The organism is Streptomyces sp. NPDC001515, from assembly GCF_053597115.1.
This window is the reverse complement of record NZ_JBSFHN010000024.1, coordinates 1-24,074: the sequence shown is the minus strand read 5'-3', so window position 1 is coordinate 24,074 and position 24,074 is coordinate 1. Positions and strand designations below refer to the sequence as shown.

At 72.5% G+C, this 24,074-nt stretch carries 21 protein-coding genes and 1 pseudogene; 8 read left to right on the top strand and 14 right to left on the bottom strand.

Going from position 1 to position 24,074, the window contains the following annotated elements:
- Positions 1–198 precede the first annotated feature (198 nt).
- Positions 199–2,103 carry a serine/threonine-protein kinase gene (locus ACWCXC_RS24525; RefSeq protein WP_450890539.1) on the bottom strand — a complete coding sequence of 635 codons (1,905 nt, stop codon included), beginning with the start codon at positions 2,101–2,103 and terminating at the stop codon, positions 199–201.
- Positions 2,104–2,379: 276 nt separating this feature from the next.
- Positions 2,380–4,086 (bottom strand): glycerol-3-phosphate dehydrogenase/oxidase, encoded by a 1,707-nt coding sequence (locus ACWCXC_RS24520; protein ID WP_450683877.1) that lies wholly within the window; start codon positions 4,084–4,086, stop codon positions 2,380–2,382.
- A 245-nt stretch (positions 4,087–4,331) separates the two neighbouring features.
- Here ACWCXC_RS24520 and ACWCXC_RS24515 point away from each other — a divergent pair, with 245 nt between their 5' ends.
- Entirely contained in the window at positions 4,332–5,594 is a 1,263-nt protein-coding gene (locus tag ACWCXC_RS24515; protein ID WP_450683876.1) for a nucleotide sugar dehydrogenase, read from the top strand.
- 108 nt (positions 5,595–5,702) lie between these two features.
- Entirely contained in the window at positions 5,703–6,296 is a 594-nt protein-coding gene (locus ACWCXC_RS24510) for a hypothetical protein (RefSeq protein ID WP_450683875.1), read from the top strand.
- 79 nt (positions 6,297–6,375) lie between these two features.
- Here the strand turns inward: ACWCXC_RS24510 and ACWCXC_RS24505 are convergent, their stop codons facing one another.
- The 4 genes from ACWCXC_RS24505 to ACWCXC_RS24490 all read right to left on the bottom strand — a co-directional run bounded on the left by ACWCXC_RS24505 (position 6,376) and on the right by ACWCXC_RS24490 (position 10,732).
- Positions 6,376–7,500: a GuaB3 family IMP dehydrogenase-related protein gene (locus ACWCXC_RS24505; protein WP_383639862.1), complete on the bottom strand. Its 1,125-nt coding sequence runs from the start codon at positions 7,498–7,500 to the stop codon at positions 6,376–6,378.
- Positions 7,501–7,605: 105 nt separating this feature from the next.
- The gene (guaB, locus tag ACWCXC_RS24500; protein WP_383639865.1) at positions 7,606–9,108 is read right to left on the bottom strand and encodes an IMP dehydrogenase; all 1,503 of its coding nucleotides are present in this window, start codon (positions 9,106–9,108) and stop codon (positions 7,606–7,608) included.
- 137 nt (positions 9,109–9,245) lie between these two features.
- Positions 9,246–9,821 carry a sigma-70 family RNA polymerase sigma factor gene (locus ACWCXC_RS24495; RefSeq protein ID WP_018101160.1) on the bottom strand — a complete coding sequence of 192 codons (576 nt, stop codon included), beginning with the start codon at positions 9,819–9,821 and terminating at the stop codon, positions 9,246–9,248.
- Positions 9,822–10,120: 299 nt separating this feature from the next.
- The gene (locus ACWCXC_RS24490) at positions 10,121–10,732 is read right to left on the bottom strand and encodes a response regulator transcription factor (RefSeq protein ID WP_003948568.1); all 612 of its coding nucleotides are present in this window, start codon (positions 10,730–10,732) and stop codon (positions 10,121–10,123) included.
- Between the two features lie 412 nt (positions 10,733–11,144).
- Here ACWCXC_RS24490 and ACWCXC_RS24485 point away from each other — a divergent pair, with 412 nt between their 5' ends.
- Positions 11,145–11,471 (top strand): WhiB family transcriptional regulator, encoded by a 327-nt coding sequence (locus ACWCXC_RS24485; RefSeq protein ID WP_018101161.1) that lies wholly within the window; start codon positions 11,145–11,147, stop codon positions 11,469–11,471.
- Between the two features lie 64 nt (positions 11,472–11,535).
- Here ACWCXC_RS24485 and ACWCXC_RS24480 read toward each other — a convergent pair whose 3' ends face one another.
- Positions 11,536–12,426, bottom strand: coding sequence for a LysR family transcriptional regulator (locus ACWCXC_RS24480; RefSeq protein ID WP_450683874.1), 891 nt, complete (start codon positions 12,424–12,426; stop codon positions 11,536–11,538).
- Positions 12,427–12,515: 89 nt separating this feature from the next.
- Here ACWCXC_RS24480 and ACWCXC_RS24475 point away from each other — a divergent pair, with 89 nt between their 5' ends.
- The 3 genes from ACWCXC_RS24475 to ACWCXC_RS24465 all read left to right on the top strand — a co-directional run bounded on the left by ACWCXC_RS24475 (position 12,516) and on the right by ACWCXC_RS24465 (position 15,606).
- Entirely contained in the window at positions 12,516–13,190 is a 675-nt protein-coding gene (locus tag ACWCXC_RS24475) for an MOSC domain-containing protein (RefSeq protein WP_450890578.1), read from the top strand.
- Between the two features lie 93 nt (positions 13,191–13,283).
- Positions 13,284–14,822 carry a multicopper oxidase family protein gene (locus ACWCXC_RS24470; protein WP_450890538.1) on the top strand — a complete coding sequence of 513 codons (1,539 nt, stop codon included), beginning with the start codon at positions 13,284–13,286 and terminating at the stop codon, positions 14,820–14,822.
- A gap of 10 nt (positions 14,823–14,832) precedes the next feature.
- Positions 14,833–15,606 carry an SDR family NAD(P)-dependent oxidoreductase gene (locus ACWCXC_RS24465; protein WP_450683872.1) on the top strand — a complete coding sequence of 258 codons (774 nt, stop codon included), beginning with the start codon at positions 14,833–14,835 and terminating at the stop codon, positions 15,604–15,606.
- 79 nt (positions 15,607–15,685) lie between these two features.
- Here the strand turns inward: ACWCXC_RS24465 and groL are convergent, their stop codons facing one another.
- Complete coding sequence (gene groL, locus ACWCXC_RS24460) at positions 15,686–17,308, bottom strand: chaperonin GroEL (protein WP_450683871.1); 1,623 nt, start codon at positions 17,306–17,308, stop codon at positions 15,686–15,688.
- A gap of 101 nt (positions 17,309–17,409) precedes the next feature.
- Positions 17,410–17,718: a co-chaperone GroES gene (gene groES, locus ACWCXC_RS24455; RefSeq protein WP_018101172.1), complete on the bottom strand. Its 309-nt coding sequence runs from the start codon at positions 17,716–17,718 to the stop codon at positions 17,410–17,412.
- Between the two features lie 309 nt (positions 17,719–18,027).
- Here groES and ACWCXC_RS24450 point away from each other — a divergent pair, with 309 nt between their 5' ends.
- Positions 18,028–18,588 (top strand): hypothetical protein, encoded by a 561-nt coding sequence (locus ACWCXC_RS24450; RefSeq protein WP_450683870.1) that lies wholly within the window; start codon positions 18,028–18,030, stop codon positions 18,586–18,588.
- 112 nt (positions 18,589–18,700) lie between these two features.
- On the opposite strand, the gene ACWCXC_RS24445 is transcribed toward ACWCXC_RS24450, so the two are convergent.
- Complete coding sequence (locus ACWCXC_RS24445; protein WP_450890537.1) at positions 18,701–19,729, bottom strand: polysaccharide deacetylase family protein; 1,029 nt, start codon at positions 19,727–19,729, stop codon at positions 18,701–18,703.
- Between the two features lie 96 nt (positions 19,730–19,825).
- Between ACWCXC_RS24445 and ACWCXC_RS24440 the strand changes: the two genes are divergently transcribed.
- Positions 19,826–21,073 carry a class I SAM-dependent methyltransferase gene (locus ACWCXC_RS24440; RefSeq protein WP_450890536.1) on the top strand — a complete coding sequence of 416 codons (1,248 nt, stop codon included), beginning with the start codon at positions 19,826–19,828 and terminating at the stop codon, positions 21,071–21,073.
- Positions 21,074–21,085: 12 nt separating this feature from the next.
- Here ACWCXC_RS24440 and ACWCXC_RS24435 read toward each other — a convergent pair whose 3' ends face one another.
- The 4 genes and pseudogenes from ACWCXC_RS24435 to ACWCXC_RS24420 form a co-directional block, all read right to left on the bottom strand.
- Positions 21,086–21,451 (bottom strand): hypothetical protein, encoded by a 366-nt coding sequence (locus ACWCXC_RS24435; protein WP_450890535.1) that lies wholly within the window; start codon positions 21,449–21,451, stop codon positions 21,086–21,088.
- Positions 21,452–21,499: 48 nt separating this feature from the next.
- The gene (locus ACWCXC_RS24430) at positions 21,500–22,165 is read right to left on the bottom strand and encodes a hypothetical protein (protein ID WP_450890534.1); all 666 of its coding nucleotides are present in this window, start codon (positions 22,163–22,165) and stop codon (positions 21,500–21,502) included.
- A 113-nt stretch (positions 22,166–22,278) separates the two neighbouring features.
- Complete coding sequence (locus tag ACWCXC_RS24425) at positions 22,279–22,749, bottom strand: VOC family protein (RefSeq protein WP_450683865.1); 471 nt, start codon at positions 22,747–22,749, stop codon at positions 22,279–22,281.
- 63 nt (positions 22,750–22,812) lie between these two features.
- Positions 22,813–23,949, bottom strand: a pseudogene (locus tag ACWCXC_RS24420) (RNA polymerase sigma factor); the annotation flags it as partial.
- Positions 23,950–24,074 lie beyond the last annotated feature (125 nt).

Genomic DNA, 24,074 nt, shown 5'->3' with positions numbered 1-24,074 from the left:
CTGTTCCCCCGGTCACCCGAACCGTACGAAGCCGTCAATTACGGTCGTCCGCCGTGGCCTTGACGTGCGATCCGGCTGCGTACGGTCTTCGGCCTCTCACCATACGTGGCAGGAGGCCGTCGCGCGTCGGGGTCGGCGCAACCCGGCCGGGCCCGGGGCCCCGGGCCCGGCCCCCGGGGCGCGTCTTTCGGACAGTTCCTAGTCGAGCGGCTTGAACGTGTCGAACGCGGTCTTCCGCAGCGTCCGGCACTCGGTGCTGTCCCAGGCGTCGGCCGGGCAGCTGATCATGATCGCGTAGCCGTGCGTGGCGTCGACCTTGAAGCCCCGGTTGATGACCCGGACCCGCTTGCCCTGCTGGGTGCGCTCGAACTGCCAGTCGGCGACGGTCGGGTAGCCGTTGTACTGCACGGTGTTGATGCCCAGGTGGTGGTAGTTGTTGCTGCTGCCCGCGACGGCACCCCTGGCCGCGTTCCACGACGCGGCCGCGTCGCCGCCGGGCGAGGAGGTGAAGTCGACCTGGATACGGGGGAAGCCGCCGTCGACGTTGTAGATGGCGCCGGAGTTGGCCCCCGCCGTCTTGTTGAAGCGGAAGTCCTCGGGCATCGCCAGGCTGAAGTGGAACCGCTTGTTCTCGACGGTGCGGAATCCGGCCGGGACCGCCTCGTCGTCCTTCTTCTTCCCGCCGCCCCGGCCGTCGTCCGCGCCGGAACCCTTGCCGCCGGTGGCGTCCTGCCCGTCCTCGGCGTCCTCGCCCTTGCCCTGCTCCTTGCCGCCGCCCTGCCCGCTGCCCCCGGTGCCGGAGGACGCGCCGTCGGAGGCGCCGGCCGTGGCGGTCGCGCCGCCGGTGGCCTTGTCCGTGCCGCCGGAGTCCGGGTCGTCCCCGCCGAGGCTGAGGGCGAGGATCGTGCCGAGCACGACGAGCACGACGACGGCGGCGATGATCGCGAGCGTGCGGCGCGGCACCACGTCGGTCAGGGAGGCCCGGGGCGGCGGCACCGGGGAGCCCGGACGCGGCGGCGGAACGGCGGCCGACCCCCCTGCGGCGCCGCTCCGGCCGGCCGGGGCGGCGGGCGCCGTCCTGGCGTTGCGGACCGAGCGCAGCGCCCCGCGCAGCCGGTCGCGGCCCTCGCCCGCACCGGCGGTGGCCGCCGCGGGCTTCGCGGTCGTGGCGGGCGCCGGGGCGCCGCTCTTGGGAAGGGACATCACCTGGGTGGCCTCGGCCGGCGGCGGGACCGGCGCGTCCGCCTTCTCGGGGGCGTTGATGACGTCGTTGAGCAGGGCGCGCGCCCCGGCGTCGTCGAGCCGCTGCTCCGGGTCCCGGGCGAGCAGCCCGTAGATGACCTCCTCCAGCGGGCCCGCGTTCTTCGGCGGGTCCAGTGGTTCGGTCATCACGGCGGTGAGGGTCGCGATGGCGGAGCCCTTGTCGTAGGGCGGGCAGCCCTCGACGCTCGCGTACAGCAGTCCGCCGAGCGACCACAGGTCGGCGGGCGGTCCCGGCTTGTGTCCCCGGGCGCGCTCCGGGGAGATGTACGAGGGGGCGCCGACGAGCATGCCGGTGGAGGTGACCGAGGGGTCGCCCTCGACCTGGGCGATGCCGAAGTCGGTGAGGACGACCCGGCCGTCCTCGGCGATCAGCACGTTGGACGGCTTCACGTCGCGGTGCAGGATGCCCTCGCGGTGCGCGGAGCGCAGCACGTCGAGGATGGCGAGGCCGACCTCGGCCGCCCGTCGCGGCGTCAGGACGCCGTCCTCGCGGACCGCTTCGGCCAGCGACTTGCCCTCGATGAGCTCCATGACGATCCACGGGCGGTCGTCCTCGTCGACCACGTCGTAGACCGTGACCGCGCCGTTGTTGCGGATCCGGGCGATCGCCTTGGCCTCGCGCAGGGTGCGCGTGATGAGCCGGCGCTTCTCGTCCTCGTCGATGGCCGAGGGAAAGCGCAGCTCCTTGACCGCGACCGTGCGGCCCAGCGTCTCGTCCACGGCACGCCAGACCGTGCCCATACCGCCCCGGCCGAGCACCTCCCCGAGCCGGTAACGCCCCGCAAGGAGTCGTGCGTCCTTGTCCCGCTGGGGCTCCCGTGCCTGCTCAGCCTCCGACATGCGTCCCCTCTGCGATCAACCCGCCCTGGCAGAGCGTTCATTGTCCCTCACCCCCGGGCCGCCTCCGGTGCCGGGGCCGGGGAGCGTGCCGACGCGCCCGGCGGGGGCCTGTCCCCGCCGGATCGGCACCGCGCGGGGCGCTGCCCGCGCCCGCCCGTGAACCCCTGCCCAGCGAACCACATCTCACGCGGTGTCCGGTGCCGCACCCCCGGAATCGGCCGCGGAGCCGCCCGCCGTCCGCGCCCGGCTCCGGGCGCCGGGCCCGGCCCGGCGCGCTCAGAGCGGCACGATGTCCGGCGCTCCGAGCCGGGCCGCGTCCGCCGTCAGGTCGTCCGGCTGGCGCTGGGACTCCCGTTCCGCCTCGACGCGCTTCTCGTAGTGCGCGACCTCCCGTTCGATCTGGTCGGTGTCCCAGCCGAGCACCCGGGCCATCAGCTCCGCGCAGAGCCGGGCGGAACGGGTGCCCCGGTCGAAGGTCTCGATGGAGATCCGGGTCCGCCGGGTCAGGACGTCGTCGAGGTGGCGGGCGCCCTCGTGGGAGGCGGCGTAGACGATCTCCGCCTTCAGGTAGTCGTCGGCGGCCGGGAGCGGTTCGCCCATGACCGGGTCGGCGACGATCAGGTCCAGGATCTGCTCGGTCATCGACCCGTAGCGGTTCAGCAGGTGCTCGACACGGGCGACGTGCAGTCCGGTGCGGGCGGCGATCCTGGCGCGCGCGTTCCACAGGGCGCGGTAGCCCTCGGCGCCGAGCAGCGGGACGTCCTCGGTGACGCAGGCGGCGACGCGCTGGTCGAGGCCGTGCACCGCCTCGTCGACGGCGTCCTTGGCCATCACCCGGTACGTGGTGTACTTCCCGCCCGCGACGACGACGAGGCCCGGCAGCGGATGGGCGACGGTGTGTTCGCGCGAGAGCTTGCTGGTGGCGTCGGACTCGCCGGCCAGCAGCGGGCGCAGCCCGGCGTAGACGCCTTGGACGTCGTCCCGGGTGAGCGGGGTGGCGAGGACGGCGTTGACGTGTTCGAGCAGGTAGTCGATGTCGGCGCTGGACGCGGCGGGGTGGGCCTTGTCGAGGTCCCAGTCGGTGTCCGTGGTGCCGACGATCCAGTGGCGCCCCCACGGGATGACGAAGAGCACGGACTTCTCGGTGCGCAGGATCAGTCCGGTGGAGGAGTGGATGCGGTCCTTGGGGACGACCAGGTGGATGCCCTTGGAGGCCCGGACGTGGAACTGGCCGCGCTCCCCGATCAGGGCCTGGGTGTCGTCCGTCCAGACGCCGGTGGCGTTGACCACCTGTTTGGCCCTGACCTCGTACGTCCCGCCTGCCTCGACGTCCTCCACCCGGGCGCCGACGACGCGCTCGCCCTCGCGCAGGAAGCCGACCACCCGCGCCCGGTTGGCCACGTGCGCGCCGTAGCCCGCGGCGGTGCGCACCAGGGTGGCGACGTAGCGGGCGTCGTCCATCTGGGCGTCGTAGTACTGCAGGGCGCCCACCAGGGCGTCGCGGCGCAGCGCCGGGGCGACGCGCAGGGCCCGGCGGCGGGAGAGGTGCCGGTGCACGGGCAGTCCCCGGCCGTGGCCGGAGGAGACGGACATGGCGTCGTAGAGCGCCACGCCCGAGCCCGCGTACAGCCGCTCCCAGCCCTTGTGCCGCAAGGGGTAGAGGAACGGCACGGGCCGCACCAGATGGGGGGCCAGCCGCTCCAGGAGCAGTCCGCGCTCCTTCAGGGCCTCGCGGACGAGGGCGAAGTCGAGCATCTCCAGATAGCGCAGCCCGCCGTGGATCAGCTTGCTCGATCTGCTCGACGTGCCGGAGGCCCAGTCGCGCGCCTCGACGAGTCCGGTGGAGAGTCCGCGCGTGACCGCGTCCAGCGCCGTGCCGGCGCCGACCACTCCCGCCCCCACGACCAGCACGTCCAGTTCGCGCTCGGCCATCGCGGCGAGCGCCTCGGCGCGCTCCGCGGGTCCCAGTGTCGCTGTCCTCACCGCTGCCTCCCGGTCGGTCGGGCTGGTCCGGCACGGGGATGCGGCCCCGGCCGTCCGGCGGGGGCCCCGTGCCCACCCCTCGATTCTGTCCGCGCTCCGCGACTTCAGCCACCGCCTGTGGACAACACCCGGACGACGGGACCACACAATGCGACATACAGGTCATATTTACGCCTAGTCTGACATTGCGCGGTCCTCAGCAGTTGCGCAATCCGTCTCCCGGCCCTAGGGGAGGAGCCCTCCACATGCCCGCAGACCTCGCCGTGATCGGTCTCGGCCACCTCGGCCTGCCCCTGGCCCAGGCCGCCGTGGCCGCCGGTGTCCAGACGATCGGCTACGACACCGACCCCCGCGCCTACGCGGAGCTGTCCGCGGGCCGCACCCCCGTCGAGGGCTCGCTCACCGCCTCCGAGGTCCGCCGGATGCTCTCCGGCGGATTCCGCCCCACCACCGACCCGGCCGAACTGGGCCGGGTCCGCACGGCCGTGATCTGCGCCCCCACCCCCCTCGGCCCCGACCGCACCCCCGACCTCACCGCCGTCGGCGACGCGGCCCGCGCCCTGGCCGCCCGGCTGCGCCCGCACACCACCGTGCTGCTGGAATCGGCGGTCCCCCCGGGCACCACCGAGAACGTCCTGCTGCCCCTCCTGGAGGAGGGTTCGGGGCTGCGCGCCGGCCGGGACTTCCACCTGGCCCACTCCCCCAGCCGACTGGACCCCGGCAACCGCACCCACGGCTACACCGGCACCCCCAAGGTCATCGGCGGCCTCACCCCCGCCTGCACCGAATCGGCCGCCGCCTTCTACGGCCGGCTCACCGACAAGGTCGTCCGCGCCCGGGGACCGCGCGAGGCCGAGATGACCAAGGTCCTGGAGACCAACTTCCGGCATGTGAACATCGCCCTGGTCAACGAGATGGCCGTGCTCTGCCACGATCTCGGCGTCGACCTGTGGGACGTCATCCGGTGCGCCGAGACCAAACCCTTCGGCTTCGAGCCCTTCCGCCCCGGTCCGGGCGTCGGCGGCCACGGCGGCCCGGTGGACCCGGGCTGCCTCCCGTACGCCGGAGGCACCACCGGCCCCCCGCTGCGGATGGTCTCGCTCGCCCGCGAGATCAACGACCGGATGCCCGGCTATGTGATCCAGCGCTGCGCCACCCTCCTCAACGAACACGGGAAATCCGTGCGCGGCGCCCGGGTCCTGCTGCTGGGGGTCACCTACAAACCCGATCTGGCCGACCAGGAGGGATCACCGGCGCGTGAGATCGCCACCCGGCTGAGGGAGATGGGCGCCCAGATCGGCTACCACGATCCGCACGTCCTGGACTGGCGGGTGCGCGAACTCCCGGTCCCGCGCGCGGATTCGCTCTACGAGGCGGCGGCGGCGGCCGACCTCACGGTGCTGCTCCAGCACCACCGCACGTACGACCTCCAGGGCCTCGCCGTGAAGGCGCAGCTCCTCCTGGACACCCGCGGAGCGACCCCGGCGGGGGCCGCGCACCGGCTCTGATCCCAGTGCTCCCAAGGATTCCGCTGGGTCGATGTCGGATCCGGCTGCTAGCCTGCGGCGTCACTCCTCGCACATTCGTGCGCGCCACCGCCCCAGGGGGAAACCACCATGAGCACGCCCGTTCCACCGCCGAACCCGTACGACGGCCAGCCGCAGCAGCCCTACGGCGCCCCGCAGCCGCAGGGGGGCACCCCGTACCCCCCGCACCCGGGCCAGCCCCAGCCCGGCAATCCGTTCGGCGGCCAGCAGCCCGGCGCCCCCTTCGGCGGCGGCGCCCCGTTCGCGCCCGCGGCCCCGACGCGGGAGAACCCCGGGCTCGGCGTGCTGATCGCGTTCGTCGCGGCGGTCGTCGCGGCCGGGATCTACGGCGCCATCATCGGTGCCACCAAGCACGAGATCGGCTACGCGGCCGTGGGTGTCGGCGCCGTCGTCGGCTTCGCCGCGGGCAAGCTCGGCGGGCGCAACCCCGTCCTGCCCGTCGCCAGCGCCGCGTTCGCGCTGATCGGCGTCTACCTGGGCCAGCTGCTCGGTGAGGCCATCATCATCAGCAAGCAGCTGCCGCTCTCGGTCACCGAGATCTTCTTCGACCACTTCAGCGACCTGAACAGGGTCTGGAAGGAAGACTCCGACTTCCTCAGCGTGGTCTTCTTCGTGATCGCCGCCGTGGTCGCGTTCTCCACCACCAAGAAGGTGGCCGAGTAGCACGGCCGGGCACCCCGCCCGCACACACCGGAGGGCCCGGACCGCGCGTGCGGTCCGGGCCCTCCGGTGTACGGGAAGGTCAGCGGCGGTGCTGCGAGTCCGCCACCGTCACCTCGACGCGCTGGAACTCCTTGAGCTCGCTGTAGCCCGTCGTCGCCATCGCCCGGCGCAGCGCGCCGAAGATGTTCATCGAACCGTCCGGGGTGTGCGAGGGACCGGTCAGGACCTCCTCGGTCGTCCCGACCGTGCCGAGGTCGACCAGCTTGCCGCGCGGCACGTCCTCGTGGACGGCCTCCATGCCCCAGTGCCGGCCGCGGCCCGGCGCGTCCGTGGCACGGGCCAGCGGGGAGCCCATCATCACGGCGTCGGCGCCGCAGGCGATGGCCTTCGGCAGGTCGCCGGACCAGCCGACGCCGCCGTCCGCGATCACGTGCACGTACCGGCCGCCGGACTCGTCCATGTAGTCGCGGCGGGCACCGGCGACGTCCGCGACGGCGGTCGCCATCGGGACCTGGATGCCGAAGACGTTGCGCGTGGTGTGCGCGGCGCCGCCGCCGAAGCCGACGAGGACACCGGCCGCGCCCGTACGCATGAGGTGCAGGGCAGCGGTGTACGTGGCGCAGCCGCCGACGATCACCGGGACGTCCAGCTCGTAGATGAACTGCTTCAGGTTGAGCGGCTCGGCGGCGCCCGAGACGTGCTCGGCGGAGACGGTGGTCCCGCGGATGACGAAGATGTCCACGCCGGCGTCGACGACGGCCTTCGAGAACTGGGCGGTGCGCTGCGGGGAGAGCGCGGCGGCGGTGACGACACCGGAGTCGCGCACCTCCTTGATGCGCTGCCCGATCAGCTCCTCCTGGATGGGGGCGGCGTAGATCTCCTGGAGCCGGCGGGTCGCGGTCGCGGCCGGCATCTCGGCGATCTCGTCGAGCAGCGGCTGCGGGTCCTCGTACCGCGTCCACAGCCCTTCCAGGTTCAGGACGCCCAGCCCGCCGAGCTCGCCGATGCGGATGGCGTGCTGCGGGGAGACCACGGAGTCCATGGGAGCGGCCAGGAACGGCAGCTCGAAGCGGTAGGCGTCGATCTGCCAGGCGATCGAGACCTCCTTCGGGTCGCGCGTACGGCGGCTCGGGACGACGGCGATGTCGTCGAACGCGTACGCCCGGCGGCCGCGCTTGCCCCGCCCGATCTCGATCTCAGTCACGATGATGTGGCCTTTCCCTCTACGTCTGCGCTGTCCAGTATCCCCGACACACCGATGAGGGGCGGTCCGGGGAACCCCGGCCCGCCCCTCACCCGCGCTGTCGCGCTACTTCCTGCTGTAGTTCGGTGCCTCGACCGTCATCTGGATGTCGTGCGGGTGGCTCTCCTTGAGGCCCGCCGAGGTGATGCGGACGAAGCGGCCCTTGCTCTCCATCTCGTCGATGGAGGCGGCGCCCACGTAGCCCATGGTCTGGCGGAGGCCGCCGACGAGCTGGTGCAGCACGTTGGCCAGCGGGCCTCGGTAGGGCACCTGGCCCTCGATGCCCTCGGGGACGAGCTTGTCGTCGGAGGAGACCTCGGCCTGGAAGTAGCGGTCCTTCGAGTAGGACCGGCCCTGTCCGCGGGACTGCATGGCGCCCAGCGAACCCATGCCGCGGTACGACTTGAACTGCTTGCCGTTGATGAAGAGCAGCTCGCCCGGGGACTCCTCGCAGCCCGCGAGGAGGGAGCCCAGCATCACGCTGTCGGCGCCGGCGGCGAGCGCCTTGCCGATGTCGCCCGAATACTGCAGGCCGCCGTCGCCGATGACCGGGACGCCCGCCGCGCGGGCGGCCAGGGCGGCCTCGTAGATCGCGGTGACCTGCGGGACGCCGATGCCGGCGACCACGCGGGTGGTGCAGATGGAGCCGGGGCCGACGCCGACCTTGACGCCGTCGACACCGGCGTCGATCAGGGCCTGGGCACCGTCGCGGGTCGCGACGTTGCCGCCGATGACGTCCACGTTCACGGCCGACTTGATCTTGGCCATCCAGTTGAGCGCGTTGCTGTTGTGGCCGTGCGAGGTGTCGACGATCAGGAAGTCGACGCCCGCCTCGGCCAGCGCCTGGGCGCGGTCGAGCGCCTCGGGGCTCGCGCCCACGGCGGCGCCGACGAGCAGCCGGCCGTCGGCGTCCTTCGCCGCGTTCGGGTACTGCTCGGCCTTCTTGAAGTCCTTGACCGTGATGAGGCCCTTGAGCAGGCCCGCCTCGTCGACCAGCGGAAGCTTCTCGATCTTGTGGCGGCGCAGCAGCTCCATGGCGTCCACGCCGGAGATGCCGACCCGGCCGGTGACCAGCGGCATCGGCGTCATGACCTCGCGCACCTGGCGCGAGCGGTCGGACTCGAAGGCCATGTCGCGGTTGGTGACGATGCCGAGAAGCTTGCCGGCCCGGTCGGTGACCGGGACGCCGCTGATGCGGAACTTGGCGCAGAGCGCGTCCGCGTCGCCGAGCGTGGCGTCCGGGCCGACCGTGATCGGGTCGGTGACCATGCCGGACTCGGAGCGCTTCACCAGGTCGACCTGGTTGACCTGGTCCTCGACCGACAGGTTGCGGTGCAGCACGCCGACGCCGCCCTGACGGGCCATGGCGATGGCCATGCGGGCCTCGGTCACCTTGTCCATCGCGGCGGAGAGCAGCGGGATGTTGACCCGGACGTTGCGCGAGATGAGCGTCGAGGTGTCGACCGCGTTGGGGAGCACCTCGGATGCGCCCGGCAGCAGCAGCACGTCGTCGTATGTCAACCCGAGCGTCGCGAATTTCTCGGGCACTCCGTCGACGTTTGCAGTCATGACACCTTCCCCAAATGGCCTTGATCGGTGCGGATGTCCATGCTAACGGCCTCGGGAGGTGTCTCATTCCACGAGCAAGATCACCTGGAGGTTCTGTAGCTTCCTACGGCGGTGGCGTACGCCTCCGACGGCCCGGTTCACTGTTCCGCGAGGGCCCTCAGCCGGCTGAGGGCGCGGTGCTGGGCGACCCGGACCGCGCCCGGGGACATGCCGAGCATCTGCCCGGTCTCCTCGGCGGTGAGCCCGACGGCGACCCGGAGGACCAGCAGCTCCCGCTGGTTCTCCGGAAGGTTGGCGAGAAGCTTCTTGGCCCAGGCGGCATCGCTGCTGAGCAGGGCGCGCTCCTCGGGGCCGAGGGAGTCGTCCGGCCGCTCCGGCATCTCGTCGGAGGGCACGGCGGTCGATCCCGGGTGCCGCATCGCGGCCCGCTGGAGATCGGCCACCTTGTGGCCGGCGATGGCGAAGACGAAGGCTTCGAAGGGCCTGCCGGTGTCCTTGTAGCGCGGCAGCGCCATCAGCACCGCCACGCAGACCTCCTGGGCCAGGTCCTCCACGAAGTGGCGGGCGTCACCGGGCAGCCGGTTCAGCCGGGACCGGCAGTAGCGCAGCGCGAGGGGGTGGACATGCGCCAGCAGATCGTGCGTGGCCTGCGCGTCCCCCTCGACGGCACGGTGCACCAGAGCACCGATCACCGTCGTTCCGTCGTCGCGCATCGAACCATGGTGCCCCGGCGCGGTGCCGTCCGCGGCACCGCGTCCGTAGTTGTGCACCGAAGCGTTATGAGCGGGTGCGCCGGAAGTCATGTCCTGCGCCCTCCCCTTCCGCTCGACCGAATCGTTCCCGAGGAACTCCACGTATCAAGGATGCGTCATCGGCCGGGAAGCGTCACATGCCGCCGTGGCGGCGGGGTGCGGCCGGGGCCGGACCCCTCCGGACGGGGGGCTGCCCGTGTCTCCCCGTCCGCCGGCTTGCGGACGGGGTGTGGATGCGGCGGCCGGTCACGGCCGGTCTCTCAACGGACCAGGCCCCAGCGGAAGCCGAGCGCCACGGCGTGCGCGCGGTCCGAGGCGCCGAGCTTCTTGAAGAGCCGCCGGGCGTGGGTCTTCACGGTGTCCTCGGAGAGGAACAGCTCGCGCCCGATCTCCGCGTTGGAGCGGCCGTGGCTCATCCCTTCGAGGACCTGGATCTCGCGGGCGGTGAGCGTGGGCGCCGCCCCCATCTCGGCCGACCGCAGCCGGCGCGGGGCGAGCCGCCACGTCGGATCGGCCAGCGCCTGGGTGACGGTCGCCCGGAGCTCGGCCCGGGAGGCGTCCTTGTGCAGATAGCCGCGGGCCCCCGCGGCGACCGCGAGCGCGACGCCGTCCAGGTCCTCCGCGACGGTCAGCATGATGATCCGCGCCCCCGGATCGGCGGAGAGGAGCCGCCGGACGGTCTCCACACCCCCCAGTCCGGGCATGCGCACATCCATCAGAATCAGATCCGAACGGTCGGCGCCCCAGCGGCGGAGGACTTCCTCGCCGTTGGCCGCCGTCGTCACACGCTCGACGCCGGGCACGGTCGCGACCGCGCGACGGAGCGCTTCTCGGGCAAGCGGGGAGTCGTCGCAGACGAGGACGGAAGTCATGACCGCCCTCCGCAGCTGATGCGCGTCACCTTGAGCCTCCAGGCTGTTACAAGTCGTCACCTGTGCGGTTGACGCTCTCGGACACCTGCCCGATCGCTTTCTCTGTCAACCGCTTCCGCCCTCTCAACGATGGTCACTCGAAAGAGTTACGGGTCGGACAACCGAGTTCGGCACTCTACGTGAGGAGACGTGCACGGAGGAGAACGCCACGGGTTCGTTCAGCCGTCAACCGAAACTCCTCGGGAACGTATGCCCCATTTAGCGGGTTTTCTTCCCTTTTGCTGGTGTCTGTGGCTAGATTCGCAATCAGTCATATTTACATCTACTAGCACCATAGATGTACGGTCATGGGCACAGTCTCAGACGATGACCACGACGCTTCCGACTCAGCACGGTTTCGAGGAGACAAGCAATGGCAGATTTCTCCCGCCTTCCCGGACCCAACGCCGATCTGTGGGACTGGCAGCTGCTGGCGGCCTGCCGAGGAGTCGACAGCTCGCTCTTCTTCCACCCCGAGGGGGAACGCGGGGCCGCCCGGAGCGCCCGCGAGACCTCGGCCAAGGAGGTCTGCATGCGGTGCCCGGTGCGCGCCGAGTGCGCGGCCCACGCGCTCGCCGTACGCGAGCCCTACGGGGTGTGGGGCGGCCTGACCGAGGACGAGCGCGAAGAACTGATGGGCCGCGCCCGCAACCGGCTGATCACGGCCGCCGCACCCGCGTCCCCTCCGGGACACGGCTGACCCTTCCGCACGACAGCCGGAAGGAAACGTTTCTTCACCGCATCGCCGCACCATGGGCACACGCTCAGCGGGCAGCCGCCAGGGAGAGCTGGTCCAGGGTGGCCGCCACGGCCGGCACCTGCGCCAGATCGGGCAGGGTCAGCGCGACGATCTCGCGCTCGATGGCCGGCTCCACCGTGACGGTCCTGGCCCCCATCGGCCGTACCGACTCGATCGCGAGCGCGGGCAGCACCGCCACTCCGAGCCCGGCGCCCACCAGCCCGACCACCGCCGGATAGTCGTCGGTGGCGAAGTCGATGCGCGGGGTGAAGCCGGACTCCTCGCAGACCTCCACGAGCTGGCGCCGGCAGCGCGGGCAGCCCGCGATCCACGATTCCCCGGCCAGTTCGCCGATGCCCACCTCGGTCCGCTCCGCCAGCGCGTGCCCGTCCGGGACCAGGCCGGTCAGCCGGTCGGTGAGCAGCGGCCGGACCACCAGGTCCTCCCATTCGGCGCCCTGGGTGCCGTAGCGGAAGGCCAGCGCGATGTCGCAGTCGCCCTCGCGCAGCATCTCCACCGAGCGGGGCGGTTCGGCCTCGACCAGGGAGACCCGGGTGCCGGGGTGGGCGGCCCGCAGCGCCGCGAGGGCGCCCGGCACCAGGCCGGAGCTGCCGCTCGGGAAGGAGACCAGCCGAACCCGGCCGGCCCGCAGTCCGGCGATGGCGGCGACCTCCTCCTCGGCCGCGGTGAGCCCGGCCAGGATGCCCGAGGCGTGGCGCACCAGCGCCGCACCGGCCTGGGTCAGGCGCATCTCGCGTCCGGTGCGGATCAGCAGCGGGGTGCCGGCCGATGCCTCCAGGGCCTTCATCTGCTGGCTCACGGCGGGCTGGGTGCAGCCCAGCTCGCGGGCCGCAGCGGAGAAGGAACCGGTGGTGGCCACGGCGCGCAGGACGCGGAGATGACGGGCTTCGATCACCCTTCAACCATAAGTGACGCTTGGGTGGAGTGCGAATTATTGGCCAGCAACTTTGGGTCAGGAGTCGCTAGCGTGCAGGCATGAACGCGATGACTGTGCTGACCGTGAACGCGGGCCGCCCCGAGAAGTCCTCCCACACCGACTCCCCGAGCGGCACCACCGGGATCGACAAGCGCCCGGTGGACGGTCCCGTCCGGGTCCAGGACCCCGGCGCCAAGGGTGCGGGCGGCAGCGGCGTCGCCGGGGACGCCGTCTGCGACCTGCGCCACCACGGCGGCTCCGACCAGGCCGTCTACGCCTTCGCGCGCGAGGAACTCGACGCCTGGGAACGGGTGCTGGGCCGTCCGCTGGCCAACGGCGCCTTCGGCGAGAACCTGACCACGCGCGGGCTGGCCGTCAGCGGCGCGCTGATCGGGGAGCGCTGGCGGATCGGCGGCGAACTGGTCCTGGAGGTGACCTCCGGCCGGATCCCCTGCCGCACCTTCGCCGGCCACCTCGGCGCCGAGCGCTGGGTCAAGCGGTTCACGCAGGCCGGCGCCCCCGGGGCGTACCTGCGGGTGATCGCTCCGGGCAGCATCCGGGCGGGCGATCCGGTGGAGATCGTGCACCGCCCCGACCACGAGGTGACGGTCGAGATGCAGTTCCGGGCCGTCACCACCCGGCGCGACCTGCTGCCGCGCATCCTCGCGGCCGGCGAGGCCCTGCACCCCGAATCGCTGCGCGCGGCGCGTGCGTACGAGGAGAAGCGCGCGACGGTCTCCTGAGCCGTCCGCCCCCACCGCCTAGGGGCCCGGTCAGGGGCACGTCAGGGATCGGCCCCATGCGCCGGGGTGCCCGGGGGCGGAAGCCTGGACGTCATGGAGAAGAGCAGGGGACGGCGGCGGCTGCGGCGGGTGCTGATCACGGTGGCCGTGGTGCTGGGGGTACTGGGGGCGGCGGTCGGCGGCGGGTTCGCCTGGCTGTGGACGCGGGCCGATGTGAGCACGGTGGGAAAGGTCGCCTTCGACCGGCGGCTGTCCGTGCCGCCCCTGGCGCCGTCCACCGTGACGGCGGACGGCACCCGGGTCTTCGACCTCCGGATGCAGTCGGGCGAGACGGAGTTCCGGCCCGGCAGGGCGACGCCGACCTGGGGGTTCAACGGCAGCTATCTGGGGCCGACACTGCGCGCGAAGCGCGGTGAGCGCGTGAAGGTACGGGTGCGCAACGCCCTGGACGAGGCGTCCACCGTGCACTGGCACGGCATGCACCTGCCCGCCGCGATGGACGGCGGACCGCATCAGATGGTGGCGGCGGGCGGGAGCTGGTCGCCGTCGTGGACGGTCGACCAGCCGGCCGCGACCCTCTGGTACCACCCGCATCCGCACGGGGCGACCGAACGGCACGTCCAGCGCGGACTGGCCGGGATGTTCCTGCTCGACGACGACCGTTCCGGGGACCTCGCGCTGCCGGAGACGTACGGCGTGGACGACCTGCCGGTCATCGTGCAGGACGTCCGCTTCGACGGGGACCGCCTTGACCACGGGCACTCCTTCCTCGCCAACACCGGCTTCCTCGGGGACCGGACGCTGGTCAACGGCATCCTCGGCCCCTACGCCGAGGTCCGCGACGAACGCGTGCGCCTGCGGCTGCTCAACGCGTCCACCGCCCGCGTCTACACCTTCGGCTTCGACGACAACCGCTCCTTCGACCTGATCGCCACGGACGGCGGACTGCTGGAGAAGCCCGCCCCCCTGGACCGGATCCAGCTCTCGCCCGGCGAGCGCGCCGAGGTCGTCGTGACGATGCGGCCGGGCGAGCGGACCGTGCTGCGCAGCTATCCGTGGCGCCGGGGCGACTTCTGGGAGAAGCGGTTCAACGGGGGCGACGACTCCTTCGACGTCCTGCAACTGCGCGCGGCGAAGACCCTGCGCTCCTCCCCCGCCGTGCCCGCCGCGCTCGGCGAGCCGGGGCTGGAGCTGCCCGACGGCGAAGACGCCGCGCACGGACGGTACTTCGAGCTGCGCCGGTCCGGCATCAACGGGAAGCCGATGGCCATGGACCGGGTCGACGAGACGGTGGTGCGCGGCACCACGGAGACCTGGACGGTCCGCAACGGCGGCGACATGACGCACAACTTCCACATCCACGACGTGCAGTTCAGGGTCCTGGAGGTGAACGGGCGGCCCCCGGCGCCGGAGTTGCGCGGCCGGAAGGACACAGTGGCGGTCCCGATGGGCACCACCGTGAAGCTCGCCCTGCGCTTCGACGGACCCGCCGATCCTGACACCCCGTACATGTACCACTGCCATCTGCTCTCCCACGAGGACACCGGGATGATGGGCCAGTTCGTCGTGGTCGACCAGGGAGAACGGGCCGGAACCCCGGGGACGCACAGGGACCACGGGGACACGCGTTAACGTGCCGCGTATGACGACTGCACTGATTACGGGCGCGACCGCGGGCATCGGGGCCGCCTTCGCACGGCGGCTCGCGGCCCGGGGCCACGATCTCGTGCTGGTGGCCCGCGACACCGAACGGCTGCGGGAGCAGGCCACCGAACTCCACGACCGGCACGGCGTCGAGGCCGAGGTGCTGACCGCCGACCTGTCCCGGGACGAGGGGATCGCCTCGGTCGAGAGGCGGCTCGCCGATGCCGCCCGCCCGGTCGATCTGCTGGTCAACAACGCCGGGTTCGGCAACAAGGGCCAGTTCCTCGATGTCCCGATGGCCGACGAGCTGACGATGCTCAAGGTGCACTGCGAGGCGGTGCTGCGGCTGACCTCGGCGGCCTCGGCGGCGATGCGGGAGCGGGGCAGGGGCGGGGTCGTCAACGTGGCGTCCGTCGCCGCGTTCGTGCCGCGCGGCACCTACGGGGCGTCGAAGGCATGGGTCGTGCAGTTCACCCAGGGCGCGGCGCGCGACCTGGCCGGTTCGGGGGTGCGGCTGATGGCGCTCTGCCCCGGCTTCGTCCGTACGGAGTTCCACCAGCGGGCCGGGATGGGCACGGAGAACATCCCGGGCTGGATGTGGCTGGACGCCGACAAGCTGGTGGCGACGGCGCTGGCGGACCTGGCGCGGGGGAAGTCGCTGTCGGTTCCCGACCCCCGGTACAAGGCGCTCATGGGGCTGGTGAAGGTGACGCCGCGCGGACTGCTCGGCGGGGTCACGTCCCGTACCGGCCGCAAGTACGGGCCGCGGTAGGACCCGAGCGCGGCACGCACAAGGCCCGGCACCCCGAGGGGTGCCGGGCCTCACCGCTGTATGCGGAGGGTGCCGTGCGTCAGTGCGCGTGGCCGTGGCCGTGACCGGCCTCCGGCTCCTCCTCGGCCGGCTTCTCGACGACCAGGGTCTCGGTCGTGAGCAGCAGGGAGGCGATGGAGGCGGCGTTCTCCAGGGCGGAGCGGGTGACCTTGACCGGGTCGATGACGCCGGCCTTCACCAGGTCGCCGTACTCGCCGGTGGCGGCGTTGAAGCCCTGACCCTTGTCGAGCTCGGACACCTTCGAGGTGATGACGTAGCCCTCGAGGCCGGCGTTCTCGGCGATCCAGCGCAGCGGCTCGACGGCGGCGCGGCGGACGACCGCGACACCCGTGGCCTCGTCGCCGGTCTTGCCGAGGTTGCCCTCCAGGACCTTGACGGCGTGGACGATGGCGGAGCCACCACCGGAGACGATGCCCTCCTCGACCGCGGCGCGGGTCGCGGAGATGGCGTCCTCCAGACGGTGCTTCTTCTCCTTGAGCTCCACCTCGGTGGCCGCACCGACGCGGATCACGCAGACACCGCCGGCCAGCTTCGCCAGACGCTCCTGGAGCTTCTCGCGGTCCCAGTCGGAGTCCGTGGCCTCGATCTCGGCCTTGATCTGGTTGACGCGGCCGGCGACCTCGTCGGCCTTGCCGCCACCGTCGACGATGGTGGTGTCGTCCTTGGAGACGGTCACGCGGCGGGCGGTGCCCAGCACGTCCAGACCGGCCTGGTCGAGCTTGAGGCCGACCTCCTCGGCGATGACGGTCGCACCGGTGAGGGTGGCGATGTCGCCGAGCATGGCCTTGCGGCGGTCACCGAAGCCCGGAGCCTTCACCGCGACGGCGTTGAAGGTGCCGCGGATCTTGTTGACGACCAGGGTCGACAGGGCCTCGCCCTCGACGTCCTCGGCGATGATCAGCAGCGGCTTGGAGCCACCGGCCTGGATGACCTTCTCCAGGAGCGGCAGCAGCTCCTGGATGGAGCCGATCTTGCCCTGGTGGATCAGGATGTACGGGTCGTCGAGGACGGCCTCCATACGCTCCTGGTCGGTCACCATGTACGGCGACAGGTAGCCCTTGTCGAAGGCCATGCCCTCGGTGAAGTCGAGGTCCAGACCGAAGGTGTTGGACTCCTCGACAGTGATGACGCCGTCCTTGCCGACCTTGTCCATCGCGTCCGCGATGAGCTCGCCGACCTGCGGGTCCTGCGCGGACAGCGCGGCGACGGCGGCGATGTCGGACTTGTCGTCGATCGGGCGGGCGGTCGCGAGGAGTTCCTCGGACACGGCCTTGACCGCGGCGTCGATGCCCTTCTTCAGGGCGGCCGGGGAGGCACCGGCGGCGACGTTGCGCAGACCCTCGCGGACGAGCGCCTGGGCGAGGACGGTGGCGGTGGTGGTGCCGTCGCCCGCGACGTCGTTGGTCTTGGTCGCGACCTCCTTCACCAGCTGGGCACCGAGGTTCTCGTACGGGTCGTCCAGCTCGACCTCGCGCGCGATGGTGACACCGTCGTTGGTGATGGTGGGGGCACCGAACTTCTTGTCGATGACGACGTTGCGGCCCTTGGGGCCGATCGTCACCTTGACCGTGTCGGCAAGCTTGTTGACGCCGCGCTCGAGGGCGCGACGGGCGTCCTCGTCGAACTTCAGGATCTTCGCCATGGAGCTGAACTGTCCTCTCGAAACAAGAACTGCGCCCCTGCCGCCCGGCTAGTCATTTCGCAGGGGGCCAGGGGCGCAGAAAAAAAGCGATGGTGGGTGACTTACTTCTCGATGATCGCGAGAACGTCGCGAGCCGAGAGGACGAGGTACTCCTCGCCGTTGTACTTCACCTCGGTGCCGCCGTACTTGCTGTACAGCACGACATCGCCGGTCTTGACGTCGAGCGGCAGACGCTCGCCGTTCTCGAAGCGGCCCGGACCAACGGCCAGGACGACGCCCTCCTGGGGCTTCTCCTTGGCGGTGTCCGGAATAACCAGGCCGGAGGCCGTGGTCTGCTCGGCGTCGAGCGGCTGGACCACAATGCGGTCCTCAAGCGGCTTGATCGCAACCTTGGAGCTGGCGGTCGACACGATCCGGTCTCCCCCTTCGGAGATCTCACGGGGTCAAAATTATGGGGTGGCGACCGAATGGGCCCGTCGTCGCGGGTGCCGGACCGGTTGGCCGCACGGAACTGCTGGCACTCTCCCTCGGGGAGTGCCAGAACCGAGACTATGACCGCGATTAGCACTCGGTCAAGCGGAGTGCCAACGCGCGCCGTTCGTGGCGGCGCGGGATCCCCCTCCGGGGCGACGGTACGCACGGCTGCGCACCCGCAACGTTCCGGTCACCGTAGGGACAACGCGGGGGCCGGGCGGTCCGTTCCGGAGGACGGTGGCGTCATGCGCCCTCCCGTCCCCGGCACCGCCCGCCCGGCCCCCGCCCGCCTCGGCTCCCTCGTCCGGAACGCCCTCGACCTGACGGCCGGTCTGCTCACCACGGGCCTGGAGGCGCTGGCCTGCGGGATGGTGGTCTTCATCGCGGACCGCCCGGACCGGGACTTCCTCCAGCCGCCCCCGGACCCCGGTCCGCCCCCGATGGACTGGACAACCACGCTCGTCCTCGGCGCGTTCGCCGTGGCCGTCTGCCTCATCGGTCTGGTGCTGCTGCGCCACGGGCTGCCGCTGGCGGGCATCGTGCAGCTGATCGCGGCGGGCGTCTTCTGCGTGCTGGCGCCGGTGTCCTGGCACAGCCACTACCGCGTGGCGCACCCCGAGGGCGCCGCCCCGGCCGTCTCCGCCCCGGGCCTCCCCGGCCACCGGTGGACCGGCCGCGCCCCGGACCCCGGGCCCGCCGCCGGACGGCCGCAGGCGACGACGACCATCGCCCCGGGCGCCCCGTGGTCCCCGCGCACGGAGGCGGGCCGGACCCGCTTCGCGGCGGGCGAGGGGTTCATCCGCTGAGCGGCCTTGCGCCCCAGCCGTTCGATCGGGTCGACCGACTGCGCGCACCCCGTGGTGGCGGTGAGGAGCGCACCGGCGGTCAGCAGTCCGGCCAGCAGCCGGTGCGCGCTTCTCATACGTAGTCCTCCAGCCGGGCCACCGCGTAGCCCTTGTCGGTGACGACCTTCATGACGGAGCGGATCAGGTCGGGCATGCTGCCCTTCCAGTCCTTCGCGCCCCGGAAGTGGGTAAGGATGATGTCGCCGGGGTGCAGGTCCCGGTCCTCCTCGCGCCACTCCATGCGGTCGGGGAACGCCTCGGCCGCCCAGAGCGGTACGGCGGTGACGCCGCAGGACTTGGCGATGCGCAGGGTGTCGCCGTTGTAGTTGCCGTACGGCGGCCGGAAGAGCCGGGGGCGTTCGCCGTACTGCTGCTGGAGGATGTCCTGCTGGTCGCAGATCTCGCGCTTCTGCTCCGCGTACGAGAGACCGGGCAGATAGCGGTGGTTGAGGGTGTGGTTGCCGATGACGGCGCCGCGGGCCTCGGCCTCCTTGAAGTAGGCGTAGTCGTCGCGCACCAGGTAGTCGGTGAGGAAGGCGCTGTACGGGATGTTCAGCTCCGACATCATCCTGATCAGCTCGGGGTCCTTGTCGTCCCCGTCGTCCATCGTCAGGAAGACGACCTTCTCCTTGGTGGGGACGGTGGTGAAGACCGGCGGCAGCGAGGCGTCACCGCCCTCGACCTCGAAGCCCTCGCGGGTGGTGAGGCGCGGTTTGACGGCCGGGGGAAGCGGCGCGGTCAGCGGGGTCTTCTCCAGCCCCCACTTCTTGGCGGCGATCGCACGCGCGGCCTGCGCCTTGCGCGCCTTCTCCGCCTGTCCGGCGACCGAGCCGGCCGCCCCGGCCGGGGGCCCGCCCGCGGGTCCGCCGGGCTGTCCGGCGCGGGCCGCGGCGGCCCGCGCGGGGTCGGTGACCTGCTTCTCGCCGGTCTCGGCCGCGCAGCCGGAGCCCACGGCGGCGACCAGCAGCGCGGCGAGGACCGCGAAGGCGGGCCGGTGCCTCGGATGTCCGCCGCCGGTCCGTCCGTGCCCCCGCCCGCCCGCCGCCTGAACCGGTCTGCGCCACTTCATGGGGAATTCTTCCTTTTGTCGTACTAGCTGCATGGCGCCGCATCCTGCCAGCCCCGAACCGGACCGCCGGGCCGACACAGCGCCCGCCGCGCACGGTCCCCCGGCTGGCGCGCAGCCGACTGGCCCACAATGGGGCGGGTGAACGCTCTCGCCCCGACCGGCCCGTCCGGTGATTCCGACGCCCTCGACGCCTTCCGGGCCCTGCGCACCCCCGAGGGGGCCGAGCTGCTGGCCGGGCTGCGCGACCACGACCCCGCCGCCGAACTGGCCACCGCCACCCGGCTGCGCCGCGACCATCCGGCCGCGCTCGTCTCGGCGGCCCTGGGGCAGGCCCGGCTGCGGCAGCGGGCGGTGGCGAAGTTCGGCGCCGAGGACGCGCACCGGATGTTCTTCACCCCCCACGGGGTGGAGCAGGCGACCCGGACCTCGGTGGCCTCCTACCGCGCGCGGCGGTTCGCGGCGGCGGGGGTGCGCCGTGTCGCGGATCTGTGCTGCGGGGTCGGCGGCGACGCCATCGCCCTCGCGCGGGCCGGGATCGCGGTGCTCGCCGTGGACCGCGATCCGCTGACCGCCGAGGTCGCGCGGGCCAACGCGGCGGCCCTCGGACTGGACGGGCTGATCGAGGTGCGGTGCGCGGACGTCGCGGACATCGACACCGGGCCGTACGACGCGGTGTTCGTCGATCCGGCCCGGCGCGGCGGGCGCGGTCGGGTCTTCGATCCGGAGGCGTACTCGCCGCCGCTGTCCTGGGCGACCGGGGCCGCGCTGAAGGCTCCCCGGGCCGCGCTGAAGATCGCCCCGGGGGTCCCGCACGAGGCGATCGACCCGCACGCGGAGGCCGAGTGGATCTCGGACGGGGGCGAGGTGAAGGAGGCGGTGCTCTGGTTCGGCGAGGGCTTCACGGCCGGGGCGTTCCGCGCCACGGTGCTCCCGTCCGGGGCCTCCCTGTCCGCACCGGCCGCGCTTCCCGCCCCGCCGGTCGGCCCCGTGGGCCGGTATCTGTACGAGCCGGACGGCGCGGTGATCCGGGCGCATCTGGTCGCGGAGATCGTGGAGCGCTGCGGGGGCCGGCTGATCGACCCGATGATCGCGTACGTCACGGCCGACGAGCTGTACGAGTCGCCGTTCACGGCCGGGTACGAGATCACCGACCGGCTGCCGTTCCACGTCAAGCGGCTCAAGGCGCTGCTGCGGGAGCGGGAGGTCGGGGTCCTCACGGTCAAGAAGCGCGGTTCGGCGGTCGAACCGGAGGAACTGCGCCGGAAGATGAAGCTCCGGGGGCCGAACGCGGCGACGGTCTTCCTGACCCGGGTCGCGGACGTGCCGACGATGCTGGTCGGCCGCCCGGTGACCGGCCCGGAGGCCGCCCACCGGTAGCGATGGGCGGGCTCAGCCGAGATCGGTCAGCTCGTCGGCGTACACCCGCGAGAGCGGCTGCGGGCCCACGTACTGCTGGCAGTTGCACTGCCCGGCCTCGAAGCGCACCGGCTTCTTCTGCTCGTCCCAGGCGGTCGGCACCTCGACGCGTTCGTGGCAGCGGCCCTGTTTGTCGTGCTTGGCGAGGTGGTGCGTGCAGCCGCAGACCGGCTCCGGCGGCCGGTTCGCCGCCTCGACGGCCAGCCGCTCCCGCCTATCGGCCTCCAGCAGTTCGAGCCTGCGGGCGTGCCGGTTGCGCAGCGCCGTGCGGACGTTGTCGACCACCCAGCCGAATCCGCCCGTCCAGAAGATGATGAGCACCCACCAGTACCACTCCATGACGCCTCCCCCTGCGGTGTTCCGTACCGACCCAGGGTAGGGCCGAACTCAGCGGTGGGCGCCGCCCGTTGACGCTTCGGCGCGGGGGGCAGCGGGGGCGCCCGCGAGGAGGGTGAGAACCCAACGGCGGTGCCAGAACGCCTTGGTGACGCCGATGAGGCCGATGAGCCAGCAGAGGAGACCGAGGCCCATGATCAGGGCCATCAGCCCGTACGTGTCCTGGCCGCGCACCGCGCCCGCCGGCACCACGACGCAGGCGTACAGCCCGAGGGCGCAGAGGGCGAAGGAGGGCAGCAGCCAGCCGAGGCTCGGACCCGGCAGCCGCAGCGCGGCGTCACGTGCCGGATCGCGGTCCAACCGCCCCCACCGCACGAGGAGTCGGCGCACCGCGCGGTCCCGGCGCAGCCACACGACCACGAGGATCACGGCGGGCACCAGACAGCCGGCGCCCAGGGCGATCAGCACCACGCCGAGGATCGCGGAGACGACGTCGTAGGACTCCTCGAAGGTGATGAGCGCGGTCCCGGTCAGCGACCAGCCGAGCGCCGCGAGCAGCCCCCACGTCCACAGGAGCGCGAACCGGCCGGGGCCCAGGTGCGCGCGCACCAGCGCGGCGAGGACATGGGCCCGGTCGGCGAGCAGCGCCGCCCGGTCGGGCCAGGTGCGTATCTCCACGGGCGGCGGGGGCGGCGGCAGCGCCGGGCGGGGGGACATGGCCCCGACCCTACCCAGCACCGGACCCGGACCGCACCGGCCCTCGGGCGTTGCGCGGGGCCCCGATGCCCAGGCACCTCAGGCGGTGCGCAGGGCCCCGATGCCCGGACGCCTCAGGCGTTGCGCAGGGCCTCGATGTCCAGGCGCCTCATGCCCATCATCGCCTTCATCGCCCGTGCCGCCTTCTCCGGATCGGGGTCGGTCAGGGCCTCGCCGAGCCCCGGCGGCACGATCTGCCAGGACACTCCGAAGCGGTCCTTCAGCCAGCCGCACTGGCCCTCCTCGCCGCCGTCCGCCGTGAGCTTCGCCCACAGCTCGTCGGCCTCCTCCTGCGAGGCGCAGTCGACGGAGAGCGACACGGCCTCGGTGAAGGGGAACTCGGGGCCGCCGTCGAAGGCGATGTACTCGGTGCCGTCCAGCTGGAACCGCACGGTCATCACCGCGCCCTCCTCGCCGGGGGAGGCCGCCGTCCAGCGGGTCACCTCCAGCACACGGGAGTCGCCGCCGACGACGGACACGTAGAGGTCCGCCGCCTCCTCGGCCTGCCCCTTCTCGAACCACAGGAACGTGGTGACCTTCTGCATGGTCTTCTCCTCACTCGGTGGTGCGGAACGCGCTACGGGGTAGACCGGCGGGGAGCCCGGAACTCATCGGCCGGCCCGGTCCAGCAGCAGGGCCCGCTCCCGGGCGTTGCGGGTCAGCTCCGCCGCACGGACGAACTCCGCGCGCGCCTCGTCCGTGCGCCCCATCCGCTCCAGCAGATCCCCGCGCACGCTGGGCAGCAAGTGGTAGGCGCGGAGCGCGGGGTCGGCGGCGAGGGCGTCGACCAGGGCGAGTCCGGCGGCCGGGCCCTCGGCCATGGCGACGGCGACGGCCCGGTTCAGCTCGACCACCGGGGACGGGGTGAGGGCGGCGAGCCGGCCGTAGAGCGCGGCGATGGCGGGCCAGTCGGTGTCCTCGTAGCGCGGCGCCCGCGCGTGGCAGGCGGCGATGGCGGCCTGGAGGCCGTAGGGGCCGAGTCCGGTGCCGGCGTGGGCGGCCGTCTGCGCCGAGCGGAGCAGCGCGGCGAGGCCCCGGCGGATCAGCAGCCGGTCCCAGCGGGTGCGGTCCTGGGCGGCGAGGAGGACCGGGGAGCCGTCCGGCCCGGTGCGGGCGGCGGTGCGGGACGCCTGGAGCTCCAGCAGGGCGGCCAGACCGTGCACCTCGGGTTCGCGCTCCATCAGTCCGGCGAGGATCCGGGCCAGCCGCAGCGCGTCCTCGCAGAGCGCGGGGCGCAGCCAGTCGTCGCCGGTGGTGGCGGCGTAGCCCTCGTTGAAGACCAGGTAGACCACCTCCAGCACCGAGCCGAGCCGGGCGGTGCGCTCGGGGCCGTACGGCACCTCGAAGGGGACCCCGGCCCGGCCGAGCGTCCGTTTGGCGCGGACGATCCGCTGGGCCACCGTCGCCTCGGAGGTGAGGAAGGCGCGGGCGATCTCCTCGGTGGTGAGGCCGCCCAGCAGGCGCAGGGTGAGGGCGATCCGGGCGTCGGTGGAGAGCACCGGATGGCAGGCGGTGAACATCAGCTGCAGCAGGTCGTCGTCGATGGAGTCGGGGTCGGCGTCGCCGGGGTCCTCCGCACGGGGCCGGGCGTGCGGGTCGCGGCCCATCTCGGCGAGCTTGCGGGCGTACGTCTCGCGGCGGCGCACCAGATCGATGGCGCGGTGCCGGGCGGTGGCCATCAGCCAGGCCCCGGGGTTGTCGGGGACGCCGGACTCCGGCCACTGCTCCAGGGCGGCGACGAGGGCGTGTCCGGTGGGTCAGGGCCAGGTAGGGCACGGCGGCTGGTGCGGTGCATCGCAAGGCGCCGGAGCGTCCTGATAGCGGAGCTATCCGGGCGTTTCGGCAACGCCGCGAGGTGCCGTGCCAGGCG

Bases quoted from the DNA above. Each gene is read 5' to 3' on its own strand.
- ACWCXC_RS24475 (WP_450890578.1), top strand. From the start codon at position 12,516: ATGACTGTGCTGACCGTGAACGCGGGCCGCCCCGAGAAGTCCTCCCAC.
- ACWCXC_RS24445 (WP_450890537.1), bottom strand. From the start codon at position 19,729: ATGCAGCTAGTACGACAAAAGGAAGAATTCCCCATGAAGTGGCGCAGA.
- ACWCXC_RS24490 (WP_003948568.1), bottom strand. From the start codon at position 10,732: ATGACTTCCGTCCTCGTCTGCGACGACTCCCCGCTTGCCCGAGAAGCG.
- ACWCXC_RS24425 (WP_450683865.1), bottom strand. From the start codon at position 22,749: ATGCAGAAGGTCACCACGTTCCTGTGGTTCGAGAAGGGGCAGGCCGAG.
- ACWCXC_RS24525 (WP_450890539.1), bottom strand. From the start codon at position 2,103: ATGTCGGAGGCTGAGCAGGCACGGGAGCCCCAGCGGGACAAGGACGCA.
- ACWCXC_RS24465 (WP_450683872.1), top strand. From the start codon at position 14,833: ATGACGACTGCACTGATTACGGGCGCGACCGCGGGCATCGGGGCCGCC.
- ACWCXC_RS24485 (WP_018101161.1), top strand. From the start codon at position 11,145: ATGGCAGATTTCTCCCGCCTTCCCGGACCCAACGCCGATCTGTGGGAC.
- ACWCXC_RS24440 (WP_450890536.1), top strand. From the start codon at position 19,826: ATGGGGCGGGTGAACGCTCTCGCCCCGACCGGCCCGTCCGGTGATTCC.
- ACWCXC_RS24450 (WP_450683870.1), top strand. From the start codon at position 18,028: ATGCGCCCTCCCGTCCCCGGCACCGCCCGCCCGGCCCCCGCCCGCCTC.
- ACWCXC_RS24435 (WP_450890535.1), bottom strand. From the start codon at position 21,451: ATGGAGTGGTACTGGTGGGTGCTCATCATCTTCTGGACGGGCGGATTC.
- ACWCXC_RS24430 (WP_450890534.1), bottom strand. From the start codon at position 22,165: ATGTCCCCCCGCCCGGCGCTGCCGCCGCCCCCGCCGCCCGTGGAGATA.
- ACWCXC_RS24495 (WP_018101160.1), bottom strand. From the start codon at position 9,821: ATGCGCGACGACGGAACGACGGTGATCGGTGCTCTGGTGCACCGTGCC.
- ACWCXC_RS24515 (WP_450683876.1), top strand. From the start codon at position 4,332: ATGCCCGCAGACCTCGCCGTGATCGGTCTCGGCCACCTCGGCCTGCCC.
- guaB (WP_383639865.1), bottom strand. From the start codon at position 9,108: ATGACTGCAAACGTCGACGGAGTGCCCGAGAAATTCGCGACGCTCGGG.
- groL (WP_450683871.1), bottom strand. From the start codon at position 17,308: ATGGCGAAGATCCTGAAGTTCGACGAGGACGCCCGTCGCGCCCTCGAG.
- ACWCXC_RS24510 (WP_450683875.1), top strand. From the start codon at position 5,703: ATGAGCACGCCCGTTCCACCGCCGAACCCGTACGACGGCCAGCCGCAG.
- ACWCXC_RS24470 (WP_450890538.1), top strand. From the start codon at position 13,284: ATGGAGAAGAGCAGGGGACGGCGGCGGCTGCGGCGGGTGCTGATCACG.